General features: G+C 52.3%; 9 protein-coding genes, 3 tRNA genes and 3 rRNA genes. 3 read left to right on the forward strand and 12 right to left on the reverse strand.

Annotated elements, in window-relative coordinates:
• Nucleotides 1-4: 4 nt before the first annotated feature.
• The 5 genes from ilvD to ilvL all read right to left on the reverse strand — a co-directional run bounded on the left by ilvD (nucleotide 5) and on the right by ilvL (nucleotide 5105).
• Nucleotides 5-1855: a dihydroxy-acid dehydratase gene (gene ilvD, locus AC534G_RS25120; RefSeq protein ID WP_110496384.1), complete on the reverse strand. Its 1851-nt coding sequence runs from the start codon at nucleotides 1853-1855 to the stop codon at nucleotides 5-7.
• Nucleotides 1856-2013: 158 nt separating this feature from the next.
• Nucleotides 2014-2943 (reverse strand): branched-chain amino acid transaminase, encoded by a 930-nt coding sequence (locus tag AC534G_RS25125; protein WP_003829030.1) that lies wholly within the window; start codon nucleotides 2941-2943, stop codon nucleotides 2014-2016.
• Nucleotides 2944-2960: 17 nt separating this feature from the next.
• Complete coding sequence (gene ilvM, locus AC534G_RS25130; protein ID WP_038634609.1) at nucleotides 2961-3224, reverse strand: acetolactate synthase 2 small subunit; 264 nt, start codon at nucleotides 3222-3224, stop codon at nucleotides 2961-2963.
• Nucleotides 3221-4867, reverse strand: coding sequence for an acetolactate synthase 2 catalytic subunit (gene ilvG / locus AC534G_RS25135; protein WP_110496386.1), 1647 nt, complete (start codon nucleotides 4865-4867; stop codon nucleotides 3221-3223). The genes ilvM and ilvG overlap by 4 nt, the downstream gene beginning before the upstream one ends.
• Nucleotides 4868-5006: 139 nt before the next feature.
• Nucleotides 5007-5105, reverse strand: a complete 99-nt coding sequence (gene ilvL / locus AC534G_RS25140; protein WP_001311244.1) for an ilv operon leader peptide — start codon at nucleotides 5103-5105, stop codon at nucleotides 5007-5009.
• Between the two features lie 352 nt (nucleotides 5106-5457).
• Here ilvL and AC534G_RS25145 point away from each other — a divergent pair, with 352 nt between their 5' ends.
• A complete protein-coding gene (locus AC534G_RS25145; RefSeq protein WP_110496388.1) occupies nucleotides 5458-6978 on the forward strand; it encodes a YifB family Mg chelatase-like AAA ATPase in 1521 nt (506 codons plus the stop codon).
• A 24-nt stretch (nucleotides 6979-7002) separates the two neighbouring features.
• Here the strand turns inward: AC534G_RS25145 and maoP are convergent, their stop codons facing one another.
• Nucleotides 7003-7341 carry a macrodomain Ori organization protein MaoP gene (gene maoP / locus AC534G_RS25150; RefSeq protein WP_003018025.1) on the reverse strand — a complete coding sequence of 113 codons (339 nt, stop codon included), beginning with the start codon at nucleotides 7339-7341 and terminating at the stop codon, nucleotides 7003-7005.
• A gap of 106 nt (nucleotides 7342-7447) precedes the next feature.
• Between maoP and hdfR the strand changes: the two genes are divergently transcribed.
• Entirely contained in the window at nucleotides 7448-8293 is an 846-nt protein-coding gene (gene hdfR / locus AC534G_RS25155; protein ID WP_087856748.1) for an HTH-type transcriptional regulator HdfR, read from the forward strand.
• Nucleotides 8294-8392: 99 nt separating this feature from the next.
• On the opposite strand, the gene AC534G_RS25160 is transcribed toward hdfR, so the two are convergent.
• From AC534G_RS25160 to AC534G_RS25185, 6 genes are all read right to left on the reverse strand, one after another.
• Nucleotides 8393-8468 (reverse strand) — tRNA-Trp (locus AC534G_RS25160).
• Nucleotides 8469-8520: 52 nt separating this feature from the next.
• Nucleotides 8521-8597: transfer RNA gene (locus AC534G_RS25165), tRNA-Asp, on the reverse strand.
• A 54-nt stretch (nucleotides 8598-8651) separates the two neighbouring features.
• Nucleotides 8652-8767, reverse strand: a 5S ribosomal RNA gene (rrf, locus tag AC534G_RS25170).
• Between the two features lie 98 nt (nucleotides 8768-8865).
• Nucleotides 8866-11770: ribosomal RNA gene (locus tag AC534G_RS25175) — 23S ribosomal RNA — on the reverse strand.
• A gap of 209 nt (nucleotides 11771-11979) precedes the next feature.
• Nucleotides 11980-12055: transfer RNA gene (locus AC534G_RS25180), tRNA-Glu, on the reverse strand.
• Nucleotides 12056-12140: 85 nt separating this feature from the next.
• Nucleotides 12141-13680: ribosomal RNA gene (locus AC534G_RS25185) — 16S ribosomal RNA — on the reverse strand.
• Together the 16S, 23S and 5S rRNA genes with 3 tRNA genes alongside form the textbook arrangement of a ribosomal RNA operon.
• 454 nt (nucleotides 13681-14134) lie before the next feature.
• On the opposite strand from AC534G_RS25185, the gene AC534G_RS25190 reads away from it, so the two are divergent.
• On the forward strand, nucleotides 14135-14839 hold the full coding sequence (locus tag AC534G_RS25190; protein WP_038635812.1) for a FadR/GntR family transcriptional regulator: 705 nt from the start codon (nucleotides 14135-14137) through the stop codon (nucleotides 14837-14839).
• The last annotated feature ends 1 nt before the right edge of the window (nucleotide 14840 follow it).

A 14840-nucleotide genomic window follows, 5' to 3' on the forward strand; every position in this document is an offset into this window, starting at 1 on the left:
GTCATTAACCTCCCAGCTTCGATTTATCGCGCACCGCACCTTTGTCGGCGCTGGTGGCCAGGCTGGCATAGGCGCGAAGGGCAAAGGAGACCTGACGCTCACGGTTCTTCGGCGTCCACGCCTGATCGCCGCGGGCTTCCTGCGCTTCACGACGGGCGGCGATTTCCGCATCGCTCAGTTGCAGTTGAATACCGCGATTAGGGATATCGATAGCAATCATATCGCCGTCTTCGATGATCGCGATGTTGCCGCCGCTGGCCGCTTCCGGAGAAACGTGGCCGATAGACAGGCCGGAGGTGCCGCCGGAGAAGCGGCCATCGGTGATCAGCGCACAGGCTTTACCGAGGCCCATTGATTTCAGGAACGTGGTTGGGTAGAGCATTTCCTGCATGCCCGGCCCGCCTTTCGGCCCTTCGTAGCGAATCACCACCACGTCGCCTTCGACCACTTTACCGCCGAGGATAGCCTCAACCGCCTCGTCCTGGCTTTCGTAGACTTTCGCCGGGCCGGTAAATTTGAGAATACTGTCGTCAACACCTGCGGTTTTTACGATACAGCCATTTTCCGCGAAGTTGCCGTACAGCACCGCCAGACCGCCATCCTTGCTGTAAGCGTGCTCCAGCGAGCGGATACAGCCTTCGGCGCGATCGTCATCCAGCGTATCCCAACGGCAATCCTGCGAGAACGCCTGGGTGGTGCGGATGCCCGCCGGACCAGCGCGGAACATTTTTTTGACCGCCTCATCCTGGGTCACGGCGATGTCGTACTGCTCCAGCGTCTGCGGCAGAGAGAGACCAAGGACGTTTTTCACGTTGCGGTTCAGCAGCCCAGCACGATCCAGCTCGCCTAAAATGCCCAAGACGCCGCCGGCGCGGTGAACGTCTTCCATATGGTATTTCTGCGTACTTGGCGCCACTTTACACAGCTGCGGCACTTTACGAGACAGCTTGTCGATATCACTCATGGTGAAGTCGATTTCCGCTTCCTGCGCCGCCGCCAGCAGATGCAGAACGGTGTTAGTGGAACCACCCATGGCGATATCCAGCGTCATGGCATTCTCAAACGCTGCTTTGCTGGCAATGTTGCGCGGCAACGCCGAGGCATCATCCTGCTCGTAATAACGTTTGGTCAGCTCAACGATGCGTTGACCTGCGGTGAGGAACAGCTCTTTACGGTCGGCGTGAGTCGCCAATAGCGAGCCGTTGCCCGGTTGTGACAGGCCCAGCGCTTCGGTCAGACAGTTCATCGAGTTGGCGGTGAACATCCCGGAGCAGGAGCCGCAGGTCGGACAGGCGGAACGTTCAACCTGCTCGCTCTGCGAGTCAGAGACTTTCGGGTCTGCACCCTGAATCATCGCGTCAACCAGGTCAAGCTTGATGATTTTGTCGGAAAGCTTGGTTTTCCCGGCTTCCATCGGACCGCCAGAGACGAAGATCACCGGAATATTCAGGCGCAGCGAGGCCATTAACATCCCGGGGGTGATTTTGTCGCAGTTGGAGATGCAGACCATCGCGTCGGCACAGTGGGCGTTAACCATGTACTCAACGGAGTCGGCGATCAGCTCGCGGGACGGCAGTGAATAAAGCATGCCCCCGTGGCCCATAGCGATACCGTCATCCACCGCGATGGTGTTGAACTCTTTCGCCACACCGCCTGAGGCTTCGATTTGTTCGGCAACCAGATTACCGAGATCGCGCAGGTGTACGTGACCCGGCACGAACTGGGTAAAGGAGTTCACCACAGCGATAATCGGCTTGCCGAAGTCGGCGTCGGTCATCCCGGTGGCGCGCCACAGTGCGCGGGCACCCGCCATATTGCGGCCGTGGGTGGTGGTGGCAGAACGATACTTAGGCATGCTTGATTAACTCCCGTCTGTCTTTCCCCTGCATACTTCACGCCGCAGGTGCGTTAGCTGCCTCGCTCACCCCAGTCACTTACTACAATAAGCTCCTGGGACTTGCTGCGTTGCCGTCTTCCTGCAACGTGAATTATTTTGGGGAAATATTAATATTGTTATTGGTTTACTGAATCCAACCAGCCGTATTTGTCTTCCGTTTCACCGGTGAAGAGGCCAAAGAAGGCCTGCTGGATGCGTTTGGTGACCGGGCCGCAGCGGCCTTCGCCTACCTGAATACCATCTACGCTGCGTACTGGCGTGATTTCCGCCGCGGTACCGGACATAAACACTTCGTCGGCCAGGTACAGCGATTCACGGGACAGCACCTGCTCACGCACTTCGATATCAAGATCTTTCGCCAGTTTAATGATGGCATCACGGGTGATACCCGGCAGCGCGGAAGAGGTAAATGGCGGGGTAAACAGAATGCCATCTTTAACTTCAAACAGGTTCTCGCCCGCGCCTTCGGAAATGTAGCCATTCACGTCCAGCGCAATACCTTCCTGATAACCATGACGACGCGCTTCGCTACCCACCAGCAGCGAAGACAGATAGTTACCGCCCGCTTTAGCAGCCGTAGGGATGGTGTTCGGCGCAACGCGGTTCCAGGAAGAAACCATCGCATCGATCCCCTGTTCCAGCGCTTCTGCGCCGAGGTATGCCCCCCACGGGAACGCGGCGATGATCACATCAGTGGTGTAACCCGCTGGCGGGTTAACGCCCATCCCGACATCGCCAACAAATACCAGCGGACGAATATAGGCGCTGGTCAGGTTGTTTTTGCGGATCACTTCGCGGCAGGCTTCCATCAGTTCATCAACGCTCTGAGAGACCGGAAAACGGTAGATCTTGGCTGAATCACGCAGACGCTGCATATGTTCACGATGACGGAACACCACCGGCCCTTTGTGAGAATCGTAGCAACGGATGCCTTCAAATACAGAAGTACCGTAGTGCAGAGCGTGGGACATCACGTGAACCTTCGCGTCTTCCCAACGAATCATCTCGCCATTAGACCAAATGTAATCAGCTTTTTTCGTCGTCATTTTTCTTCCTTTTGCGCTCAGGCGCGGATTTGTTGTGATGTGGTTGTGCTCTGGCAGATAGCAACATGTGCAACGTCTACCAGCTTACTTAACTGACTAAACAGTAAGTCGACCGACCGGGGGCTGGCAACGGTCAATTCGATATTTATATTCTGCGCATCGCTGGCGGCTGCCATATTCATGGAGCACACCTGAAAACCACGATGGCGTACCACGCGTAAAACACGTTCTAACGTTTCCGGGTTGAAACGAGCCTCAACGGCGACCTGATGTTGCATCATGATAATTTCTCCAGCATTTCTGAGTTACTGGCGCCAGGCGGCACCAGAGGCCAGACATTCTCAAGTTCGTCGATTGAGACATGAAGCAGGTATGGCCCCTCGCTGTTCAGCATGGTGTCGAGTGCCGCTTCAACCTGGTCTTTACGGGTGATGTGCTGACCAGGTATGCCGAAGGCGCTGGCCAACATGAGAAAATCGGGGTTATCGGTAAGGGTGGTTTCGCTATAACGTTCCTGGAAAAACAGCTGCTGCCATTGTCGCACCATGCCCAAGCGCTGGTTGTCGAGTAAGACTATCTTCAGCGGCAACTGCCTGCGTTTTACGGTGCCCAGTTCTTGTACATTCATCATGAAAGAACCGTCACCGGAGATACAGATTACCGTATCGTTCGGACGAGCCACCTGCGCGCCAACAGCAGCTGGCAGGCCAAAGCCCATCGTACCCAAACCGCTGGAGGTGATGAAATTTTCCGGGCGGGTGTAGGTCATATGCTGCGCGGACCACATTTGATGCTGACCAACATCCGTCGTCACCACGCTATCTGCTGGTTTGCGTTCAGACAGCTGTTTTAACAACAGCGGCGCGTAGATAGCGTCACCCGGATGATCATAGCGCCAGGCATGTTCTGCGCGCAGCTCTGCACAGGACTGACGCCATGCGTCGATCTTCAGCGGTTGTTGTAATGCCGGCAACAGCGAATTTAAATCGCCCTGCAACGCGACGTGTGCCTGACGCAGCTTATTCATTTCCGCCGGGTCGATATCCATATGGATGACGCTGGCGTTAGGCGCGAAAGTATTCAGCTTACCGGTTACCCGGTCATCAAAACGTGCGCCCACTGCGATCAGTAAATCATTCTCTTGCACCGCGAAATTCGCCGCCTTAGTACCGTGCATTCCCAACATGCCCAAATAGTACGGGTAGTCCGCGTTTACTGCGCCCAGGCCTTTCAGCGTGCAAGCGACCGGTATTTGGGTAAGCGCGATAAACTCACGCAGGGCAGAGACCGCCTGCGCCATACCCACGCCACCACCTACGTACAGGATGGGTTTTTGCGCCTGAGCCAGCATTTTACGCGCCTGCTCAACGTCAGCATGTGGGAAAGTCTCTACGTTTCCGACGGTCGTGAAATACGGTTCCAGCGTACCGCTGGCTAACTGGATATCTTTTGGGATATCGACCAGAACGGGGCCCGGACGACCAGAGTTCGCCACGTCGAAAGCTTCTGCCATGATGCGCGGCAGTTCCTCCAGTGACTGCACCAGGAAACTGTGCTTGGTGCAAGACAGAGACATACCGAGAACGTCCACTTCCTGGAACGCATCCGTTCCGATGAAAGGTGATGCAACCTGGCCGGTGATCGCCACAACGGGGACAGAATCTAACAGCGCATCGGCAAGACCGGTGATCAGGTTGGTCGCGCCTGGGCCGGACGTAGCGATACAAACACCGGTTTTACCCGTAGCACGAGCATAACCAATCGCCGCCATCGCCGCGCCCTGCTCATGTCGACACAACAGGTGTTCTACGCCGCCGTCATATAACGCATCATAAACCGGCATAATTGCGCCACCGGGATAACCAAAGACGGTTTGAACCCCTTGTGCACGCAACGCATGCACCACCCACTGTGCCCCATTCATAGTTACATCCCCGCCGTAAATCTTGAGAAACAGAATTTTATGCTACCGTTCACTTTCTGCTCCTCGTGTATGTTTTTAAGGTCAAAAAAAACCCCCGGACCTTTCGGTGCGGGGGTCTTAGTTCGTTAAGGCTTGTTTTCTAAGCCTTTCCTCGTCCAAGTGCAGCCCCGCACGGTGGGATAATAATCACCACCACGCTAATCACGACCAGGCTAATCACTCGTAGAAGGGCTGTCATTTTTATATTTTCTTGCATCTTGTTCGAAGGAATACCTAAAGAGTTACCATAGAATTTGCAAATAACACAAGAATTTTTTTTATTCGTTTTTCTGACCCCGGTAACGGTTTTGATAAATCGCCTTGTTTTTTATATAAAAAATTAAAAAATGAAAATATTTCACGTTTCAGGTCATGCTTGAGCACACACTCCCCCGCGACAACACCTCATAAATACGTTTGCGAGCGTTATCCCTAGTTTCATGCAAAAGATTTAATTTGCAGAAAAATACGTGAATCAGCACCTAAAATCCGCGATAAAGTTAAATTTTGCCGTGATGCATTACCGCATAATGCCTTCATCAGGAGGGGTTATGTCACTATCGATTGTTCATACACGCGCCGCGCTTGGCGTGAATGCGCCAGCCATTACCATTGAGGTACATATCAGCAATGGTCTACCTGGTTTAACCATGGTGGGATTGCCAGAAACAACGGTGAAAGAGGCCCGCGATCGGGTTCGCAGTGCGATTATTAATAGTGGGTATGAATTCCCGGCGAAGAAGATAACCATTAACCTCGCTCCTGCCGATCTTCCCAAAGAAGGAGGGCGATATGATTTACCTATCGCAGTTGCGCTTCTGGCCGCTTCTGAGCAGCTTACAGCCCATAATCTCGATACCTACGAGCTGGTAGGCGAATTAGCGCTTACAGGCACGCTACGCGGCGTTCCAGGAGCGATTTCAAGCGCAACCGAAGCCATACGAGCAGGCAGGAGAATTATTGTCGCAAAAGAGAATGCCGCTGAAGTTGGACTGATACATGGTGAAGGGTGTCTGATTGCCGATCACCTACAGTCCGTATGCGCATTTCTCGAAGGGAAGCATGATTTAGACAGACCGTTATCTGCAGACTTCACGCCAGAGCCATTAGCCGATGATCTGAGCGATGTCATCGGTCAGGAACAAGGCAAACGCGGGTTGGAGCTCACTGCGGCTGGCGGTCACAACCTGCTGCTTATCGGCCCTCCGGGGACGGGAAAGACCATGCTGGCCAGTCGCCTCAGAGGACTACTCCCGCCGCTTAGCAACGATGAGGCACTAGAAAGTGCTGCGATACTCAGCCTGGTCAATTCCACTACGATACAAAAACAGTGGAAGCAGCGCCCCTTTCGTTCACCGCATCACAGTGCTTCATTAACCGCCATGGTAGGTGGCGGGTCTATACCTGCGCCGGGAGAGATCTCTCTGGCGCATAACGGCATACTATTTCTGGATGAATTACCTGAGTTTGAGCGACGCACGTTGGATGCCCTGCGTGAACCTATCGAGTCCGGGCAGATCCATTTATCCCGCACTCGGGCTAAAATAACCTACCCTGCACGCTTTCAACTCATTGCTGCAATGAATCCAAGCCCAACGGGTCATTATCAGGGGAACCATAACCGCTGCCCCCCAGAGCAGACGCTGCGTTACCTCAATCGATTATCAGGACCGTTTCTTGACCGTTTCGATCTCTCCCTCGAAATCCCTTTGCCTCCGCCCGGCATACTCAGCCAGAGTGCGATGAAAGGGGAAGATAGCGCAACGGTGAAGCAACGCGTTATCTCCGCACAAGAGCGTCAGTATCGGCGGCAAAATAAGTTAAACGCGCATCTGGACAGTCAGGATATACATGAATATTGCCGACTTCGCAGTGATGATGCGCAGTGGCTTGAAGAGACATTAGCGCATCTCGGATTGTCTATCCGCGCCTGGCTGCGATTGATAAAGGTCGCCCGAACCATTGCGGATCTCGAGCAATGTGATCATATTACCCGTCAGCACTTGCAGGAGGCCGTTGGGTATAGGGCGATAGACAGGTTACTCATTCATTTGCAGAAACTACTGGCATAAAAAAAGGGCTTTCGCCCTTTTTTATTAATCATCAGATTCGGTGTAGTCTTCTGCACCTTCCACCTGAGGTTTCCCACCAGACAACGTATGGAAACGTTTTGGACGCTTAATACGCGTCATATACTTAGACCACACGCGTTCGGCTTCGGTAACCGGTTCACGTTCACCACGGCATACCGCAACAAACAGTTTTTCTTCTTCCGTTACCGGCTCACGTTTGCCCAGATCCAGCTCATTGAAAGCATAACCGTGACGCTCAAGCAGTTGTGCTTCTTTAATGGTGAAATCACCATGACGGGAGAATCCGCGGGGATAATATTTATTGTCGAAATATCGATTAGTCGTCGTAAAGCTTTCCGCCATCCTGCACGCTCCTAATTCTTTGGCCGAGCTATTTATGGCGCGGAGTATTAGTTACGCTTGACAGAGCGTCAAACAAAAGATTTAAATCATCACGACAAATAATTTTATGGAGCGAGTTGTGGATACGGAATTGTTAAAAACTTTCCTGGAGGTTAGCCGGACACGCCACTTTGGCAGGGCTGCTGAAGCGCTCTATCTGACCCAATCGGCGGTTAGTTTTCGGATCAGACAACTGGAAAATCAATTGGGTGTAAATCTGTTCACCCGACACAGAAACAATATCCGTTTAACCGCGGCGGGTGAGAAATTATTGCCTTACGCTGAAACGCTGATGAACACATGGCAAGCAGCGCGCAAGGAGGTCGCGAATACCTCGCGGCATAACGAGTTTTCAATTGGTGCCAGCGCATCCCTTTGGGAATGTATGCTTAATGACTGGTTAAGGCGTTTGTATCAGTCACAAGAACCACAAACCAGCCTGCAGTTTGAAGCGAGAATCGCTCAACGGCAGTCGTTAGTAAAGCAGCTACATGAACGACAGCTTGATCTGTTGATCACCACCGAAACGCCAAAAATGGACGAATTTAGCAGCCAACTGTTGGGATATTTCACGCTGGCGCTCTATTGCAGTTCACCTTCACAAACCAAAGATGAACTGAATTACCTACGCCTGGAATGGGGACCCGATTTTCAACAACACGAAGCAGGACTGATCGCGGGGGATGAAGTGCCGGTACTTACCACCAGTTCGGCAGAACTGGCCAGGCAGCAACTTTCTGTTCTTAAGGGCTTTAGTTGGTTGCCCGTTAACTGGGCTAAAGCCAAAAGCGATCTACACACGGTTACCGACAGCACAACGCTCTCACGTCCTTTATATGCAGTCTGGCTGCAAAACAGCGACAAACATGCACTTATTTGCGATCTGCTAAGAACAAGTATTCTGGAAGATTAAAGAAAGCACTGGCAAGGATGCCGGAAGTAATACAGCAGAAAGGCACAGCTCAAATTGCAGATAAAAAAAATCCTTAGCAAGGATGCTAAGGATTGTTTCTGGCAGGGGCGGAGAGACTCGAACTCGCGACACCCGGTTTTGGAGACCGGTGCTCTACCAACTGAGCTACGCCCCTAAATTTTTTTATCATTAAGCCTGCTTAGTAGCAGGCTTAATTTTCTAATAAGTGGCGGAACGGACGGGACTCGAACCCGCGACCCCCTGCGTGACAGGCAGGTATTCTAACCAACTGAACTACCGCTCCACCGAATTTCTTTGTCACCACCCGGATTTCCATCCCGGCTTACTGCAATTTGATGCCTGGCAGTTCCCTACTCTCGCATGGGGAGACCCCACACTACCATCGGCGCTACGGCGTTTCACTTCTGAGTTCGGCATGGGGTCAGGTGGGACCACCGCGCTACAGCCGCCAGGCAAATTCTGTTTATTAACCCGCTTTTCGCCGGTTAATCTTATCTGTATCAGGCTGAAAATCTGTCTTCTCAAATCCGCCAAAACACCTTCGGCATTGTAAGGTTAAGCCTCACGGTTCATTAGTATCGGTTAGCTCAATGTATCGCTACACTTACACACCCGACCTATCAACGTCGTCGTCTTCAACGTTCCTTCAGGAGACTTTAAGTCTCAGGGAGAACTCATCTCGGGGCAAGTTTCGTGCTTAGATGCTTTCAGCACTTATCTCTTCCGCATTTAGCTACCGGGCAGTGCCATTGGCATGACAACCCGAACACCAGTGATGCGTCCACTCCGGTCCTCTCGTACTAGGAGCAGCCCCCCTCAATTCTCCAGCGCCCACGGCAGATAGGGACCGAACTGTCTCACGACGTTCTAAACCCAGCTCGCGTACCACTTTAAATGGCGAACAGCCATACCCTTGGGACCTACTTCAGCCCCAGGATGTGATGAGCCGACATCGAGGTGCCAAACACCGCCGTCGATATGAACTCTTGGGCGGTATCAGCCTGTTATCCCCGGAGTACCTTTTATCCGTTGAGCGATGGCCCTTCCATTCAGAACCACCGGATCACTAAGACCTGCTTTCGCACCTGCTCGAGCCGTCACTCTCGCAGTCAAGCTAGCTTATGCCTTTGCACTAACCTCCTGATGTCCGACCAGGATTAGCTAACCTTCGTGCTCCTCCGTTACTCTTTGGGAGGAGACCGCCCCAGTCAAACTACCCACCAGACACTGTCCGCAACCCGGATTACGGGCCCACGTTAGAACACCAGCCATTAAAGGGTGGTATTTCAAGGACGGCTCCATGCAGACTGGCGTCCACACTTCAAAGCCTCCCACCTATCCTACACATCAAGGACCAGTGTTCAGTGTCAAGCTATAGTAAAGGTTCACGGGGTCTTTCCGTCTTGCCGCGGGTACACTGCATCTTCACAGCGAGTTCAATTTCACTGAGTCTCGGGTGGAGACAGCCTGGCCATCATTACGCCATTCGTGCAGGTCGGAACTTACCCGACAAGGAATTTCGCTACCTTAGGACCGTTATAGTTACGGCCGCCGTTTACCGGGGCTTCGATCAAGAGCTTCTCCTTACGGATAACCCCATCAATTAACCTTCCGGCACCGGGCAGGCGTCACACCGTATACGTCCACTTTCGTGTTTGCACAGTGCTGTGTTTTTAATAAACAGTTGCAGCCAGCTGGTATCTTCGACTGATTTCAGCTCCATGAGTAAATCACTTCACCTACCTATCAGCGTGCCTTCTCCCGAAGTTACGGCACCATTTTGCCTAGTTCCTTCACCCGAGTTCTCTCAAGCGCCTTGGTATTCTCTACCTGACCACCTGTGTCGGTTTGGGGTACGATTTCGTGTTACCTGATGCTTAGAGGCTTTTCCTGGAAGCAGGGCATTTGTCACTTCAGCACCGTAGTGCCTCGTCATCACACCTCAGCGTTAAAAGGTACCGGATTTACCTGGAACCTCCGCCTACATGCTTAAACCGGGACAACCGTCGCCCGGCCAACATAGCCTTCTCCGTCCCCCCTTCGCAGTAACACCAAGTACAGGAATATTAACCTGTTTCCCATCGACTACGCCTTTCGGCCTCGCCTTAGGGGTCGACTCACCCTGCCCCGATTAACGTTGGACAGGAACCCTTGGTCTTCCGGCGTGCGGGTTTTTCACCCGCATTATCGTTACTTATGTCAGCATTCGCACTTCTGATACCTCCAGCAGCCCTCACAGGCCACCTTCAACGGCTTACAGAACGCTCCCCTACCCAACAACACATAGTGTCGCTGCCGCAGCTTCGGTGCATGGTTTAGCCCCGTTACATCTTCCGCGCAGGCCGACTCGACCAGTGAGCTATTACGCTTTCTTTAAATGATGGCTGCTTCTAAGCCAACATCCTGGCTGTCTGTGCCTTCCCACATCGTTTCCCACTTAACCATGACTTTGGGACCTTAGCTGGCGGTCTGGGTTGTTTCCCTCTTCACGACGGACGTTAGCACCCGCCGTGTGTCTCCCGTGATAACATTCTTCGGTATTCGCAGTTTGCATCGGGTTGGTAAGTCGGGATGACCCCCTAGCCGAAACAGTGCTCTACCCCCGAAGATGAGTTCACGAGGCGCTACCTAAATAGCTTTCGGGGAGAACCAGCTATCTCCCGGTTTGATTGGCCTTTCACCCCCAGCCACAAGTCATCCGCTAATTTTTCAACATTAGTCGGTTCGGTCCTCCAGTTAGTGTTACCCAACCTTCAACCTGCCCATGGCTAGATCACCGGGTTTCGGGTCTATACCCTGCAACTTAACGCCCAGTTAAGACTCGGTTTCCCTTCGGCTCCCCTATACGGTTAACCTTGCTACAGAATATAAGTCGCTGACCCATTATACAAAAGGTACGCAGTCACACCCGAAGGTGCTCCCACTGCTTGTACGTACACGGTTTCAGGTTCTTTTTCACTCCCCTCGCCGGGGTTCTTTTCGCCTTTCCCTCACGGTACTGGTTCACTATCGGTCAGTCAGGAGTATTTAGCCTTGGAGGATGGTCCCCCCATATTCAGACAGGATACCACGTGTCCCGCCCTACTCTTCGAGTTCACAGCACATGCGTTTTTGTGTACGGGACTATCACCCTGTACCGTCGGACTTTCCAGACCGTTCCACTAACACACATGCTGATTCAGACTCTGGGCTGCTCCCCGTTCGCTCGCCGCTACTGGGGGAATCTCGGTTGATTTCTTTTCCTCGGGGTACTTAGATGTTTCAGTTCCCCCGGTTCGCTTCGTTAACCTATGTATTCAGTTAACGATAGTGTGACGAATCACACTGGGTTTCCCCATTCGGAAATCGCCGGTTATAACGGTTCATATCACCTTACCGGCGCTTATCGCAGATTAGCACGTCCTTCATCGCCTCTGACTGCCAGGGCATCCACCGTGTACGCTTAGTCGCTTAACCTCACAACCCGAAGATGTTTCACTTCTGATTGCGAAAATTTGAGAGACTCGAACACACCTTTTATCTGTTCTTATTACGGAGAACAGACACAGTGTGTCGTTTCAATTTTCAGCTTGATCCAGATTTTTAAAGAGCAAATATCTCAAACATCACCCGAAGATGAGTTTTGAGATATCAGGGTGCGCGTCTTTCACTCACGAACCAGCAAGTGGCGTCCCCTAGGGGATTCGAACCCCTGTTACCGCCGTGAAAGGGCGGTGTCCTGGGCCTCTAGACGAAGGGGACACTGAAGTCTCAATCGCAAGACGCCTTGCTATTCACTTTTCATCAGACAATCTGTGTGAGCACTGCAAAGAACGTTTCTTTAAGGTAAGGAGGTGATCCAACCGCAGGTTCCCCTACGGTTACCTTGTTACGACTTCACCCCAGTCATGAATCACAAAGTGGTAAGCGCCCTCCCGAAGGTTAAGCTACCTACTTCTTTTGCAACCCACTCCCATGGTGTGACGGGCGGTGTGTACAAGGCCCGGGAACGTATTCACCGTGGCATTCTGATCCACGATTACTAGCGATTCCGACTTCATGGAGTCGAGTTGCAGACTCCAATCCGGACTACGACATACTTTATGAGGTCCGCTTGCTCTCGCGAGGTCGCTTCTCTTTGTATATGCCATTGTAGCACGTGTGTAGCCCTACTCGTAAGGGCCATGATGACTTGACGTCATCCCCACCTTCCTCCAGTTTATCACTGGCAGTCTCCTTTGAGTTCCCGACCGAATCGCTGGCAACAAAGGATAAGGGTTGCGCTCGTTGCGGGACTTAACCCAACATTTCACAACACGAGCTGACGACAGCCATGCAGCACCTGTCTCAGAGTTCCCGAAGGCACCAAAGCATCTCTGCTAAGTTCTCTGGATGTCAAGAGTAGGTAAGGTTCTTCGCGTTGCATCGAATTAAACCACATGCTCCACCGCTTGTGCGGGCCCCCGTCAATTCATTTGAGTTTTAACCTTGCGGCCGTACTCCCCAGGCGGTCGACTTAACGCGTTAGCTCCGGAAGCCACGCCTCAAGGGCACAACCTCCAAGTCGACATCGTTTACGGCGTGGACTACCAGGGTATCTAATCCTGTTTGCTCCCCACGCTTTCGCACCTGAGCGTCAGTCTTTGTCCAGGGGGCCGCCTTCGCCACCGGTATTCCTCCAGATCTCTACGCATTTCACCGCTACACCTGGAATTCTACCCCCCTCTACAAGACTCTAGCCTGCCAGTTTCGGATGCAGTTCCCAGGTTGAGCCCGGGGATTTCACATCCGACTTGACAGACCGCCTGCGTGCGCTTTACGCCCAGTAATTCCGATTAACGCTTGCACCCTCCGTATTACCGCGGCTGCTGGCACGGAGTTAGCCGGTGCTTCTTCTGCGAGTAACGTCAATCGCTGTGGTTATTAACCACAACGCCTTCCTCCTCGCTGAAAGTACTTTACAACCCGAAGGCCTTCTTCATACACGCGGCATGGCTGCATCAGGCTTGCGCCCATTGTGCAATATTCCCCACTGCTGCCTCCCGTAGGAGTCTGGACCGTGTCTCAGTTCCAGTGTGGCTGGTCATCCTCTCAGACCAGCTAGGGATCGTCGCCTAGGTGAGCCGTTACCCCACCTACAAGCTAATCCCATCTGGGCACATCCGATGGCAAGAGGCCCGAAGGTCCCCCTCTTTGGTCTTGCGACATTATGCGGTATTAGCTACCGTTTCCAGTAGTTATCCCCCTCCATCGGGCAGTTTCCCAGACATTACTCACCCGTCCGCCACTCGTCACCCGAGAGCAAGCTCTCTGTGCTACCGTTCGACTTGCATGTGTTAGGCCTGCCGCCAGCGTTCAATCTGAGCCATGATCAAACTCTTCAATTTAAGTTTGATGCTCGTGAATTAAACTTCGTAATGAATTACGTGTTCACTCAGAGACTTGGTATTCATTTTTCGTCTTGCGACGTTAAGAATCCGTATCTTCGAGTGCCCACACAGATTGTCTGATAAATTGTTAAAGAGCAGTGCCGCTTCGCTTTTTCTCAGCGGCGCGGGGTGTGCATATTACGCTATCCCGCTTCAGAGTCAAGTGTTTATTTACGCTTTTCTCCGCTGACCCGGCGGCATGTAATCCGTTGTTCCGTGTCAGTGGAGGCGCATTATAGGGAGTTATTTCAGGCTGACAAGGGGAAATTCAAAATAACTTTCCGAATGCACATTTTTTCACCAAAACAACCATTAACATGCCATAAAATAAGCAATTTGCCGTTTTTGCAGCCGCAATCACACTACCTGGTGGCATACTAATGAATAAGAGAAAGAGTAAGGAATAACATTCATGCCTTTAAATGCCCAACAGCTAGCCGCACAGAAGAATCTGTCCTACGTTCTGGCCGAAAAGTTAGCTCAGCGAATCTTAAAAGGTGAATATGCGCCGGGAGCTATCCTGCCCGGTGAAATAGAGCTGGGCGATCAGTTTGGCGTGAGTCGTACCGCAGTAAGAGAAGCGGTAAAAACGTTAACGGCAAAAGGTATGGTATTACCGCGCCCGCGTATTGGCACTCGCGTCATGCCTCAGGCAAACTGGAACTTCCTCGACCAGGAGCTGCTTACCTGGTGGATGACGGAAGATAATTTCCCTCAGGTCATAAAACATTTTCTGGTGATGCGCATCAGTCTGGAGCCTCAGGCCTGTTTACTGGCGGCGACTATCGGTACGGCAGAACAAAAAGCGCATCTCAATACACTGATGGAAGAGATGGTCGAGCTGAAAAGAAATTTCCGGCGCGAGCGTTGGATAGAAGTTGATATCGCCTGGCATGAGCACATCTATGAAATGAGTGCGAATCCGTTCCTTATCTCCTTTGCATCACTATTCCATTCCGTCTACCAGACCTACTTTACCTCTATTACCTATAACGATGTGGTGAAGCTGGATTTGCATCAGGCCATTGTCGATGCGATAGAAGATAGCGATGGCGATCGCGCCTTCACCGCCTGTCAGGCATTGCTGATAGCACCGAACGTGCTACCGGATAAATAAT

Source organism: Citrobacter sp. CRE-46 (assembly GCF_059615875.1).

Bases quoted from the DNA above. Each gene is read 5' to 3' on its own strand.
- ilvD (WP_110496384.1), bottom strand. From the start codon at position 1,855: ATGCCTAAGTATCGTTCTGCCACCACCACCCACGGCCGCAATATGGCG.
- AC534G_RS25125 (WP_003829030.1), bottom strand. From the start codon at position 2,943: ATGACGACGAAAAAAGCTGATTACATTTGGTCTAATGGCGAGATGATT.
- ilvM (WP_038634609.1), bottom strand. From the start codon at position 3,224: ATGATGCAACATCAGGTCGCCGTTGAGGCTCGTTTCAACCCGGAAACG.
- ilvG (WP_110496386.1), bottom strand. From the start codon at position 4,867: ATGAATGGGGCACAGTGGGTGGTGCATGCGTTGCGTGCACAAGGGGTT.
- ilvL (WP_001311244.1), bottom strand. From the start codon at position 5,105: ATGACAGCCCTTCTACGAGTGATTAGCCTGGTCGTGATTAGCGTGGTG.
- AC534G_RS25145 (WP_110496388.1), top strand. From the start codon at position 5,458: ATGTCACTATCGATTGTTCATACACGCGCCGCGCTTGGCGTGAATGCG.
- maoP (WP_003018025.1), bottom strand. From the start codon at position 7,341: ATGGCGGAAAGCTTTACGACGACTAATCGATATTTCGACAATAAATAT.
- hdfR (WP_087856748.1), top strand. From the start codon at position 7,448: ATGGAGCGAGTTGTGGATACGGAATTGTTAAAAACTTTCCTGGAGGTT.
- AC534G_RS25190 (WP_038635812.1), top strand. From the start codon at position 14,135: ATGCCTTTAAATGCCCAACAGCTAGCCGCACAGAAGAATCTGTCCTAC.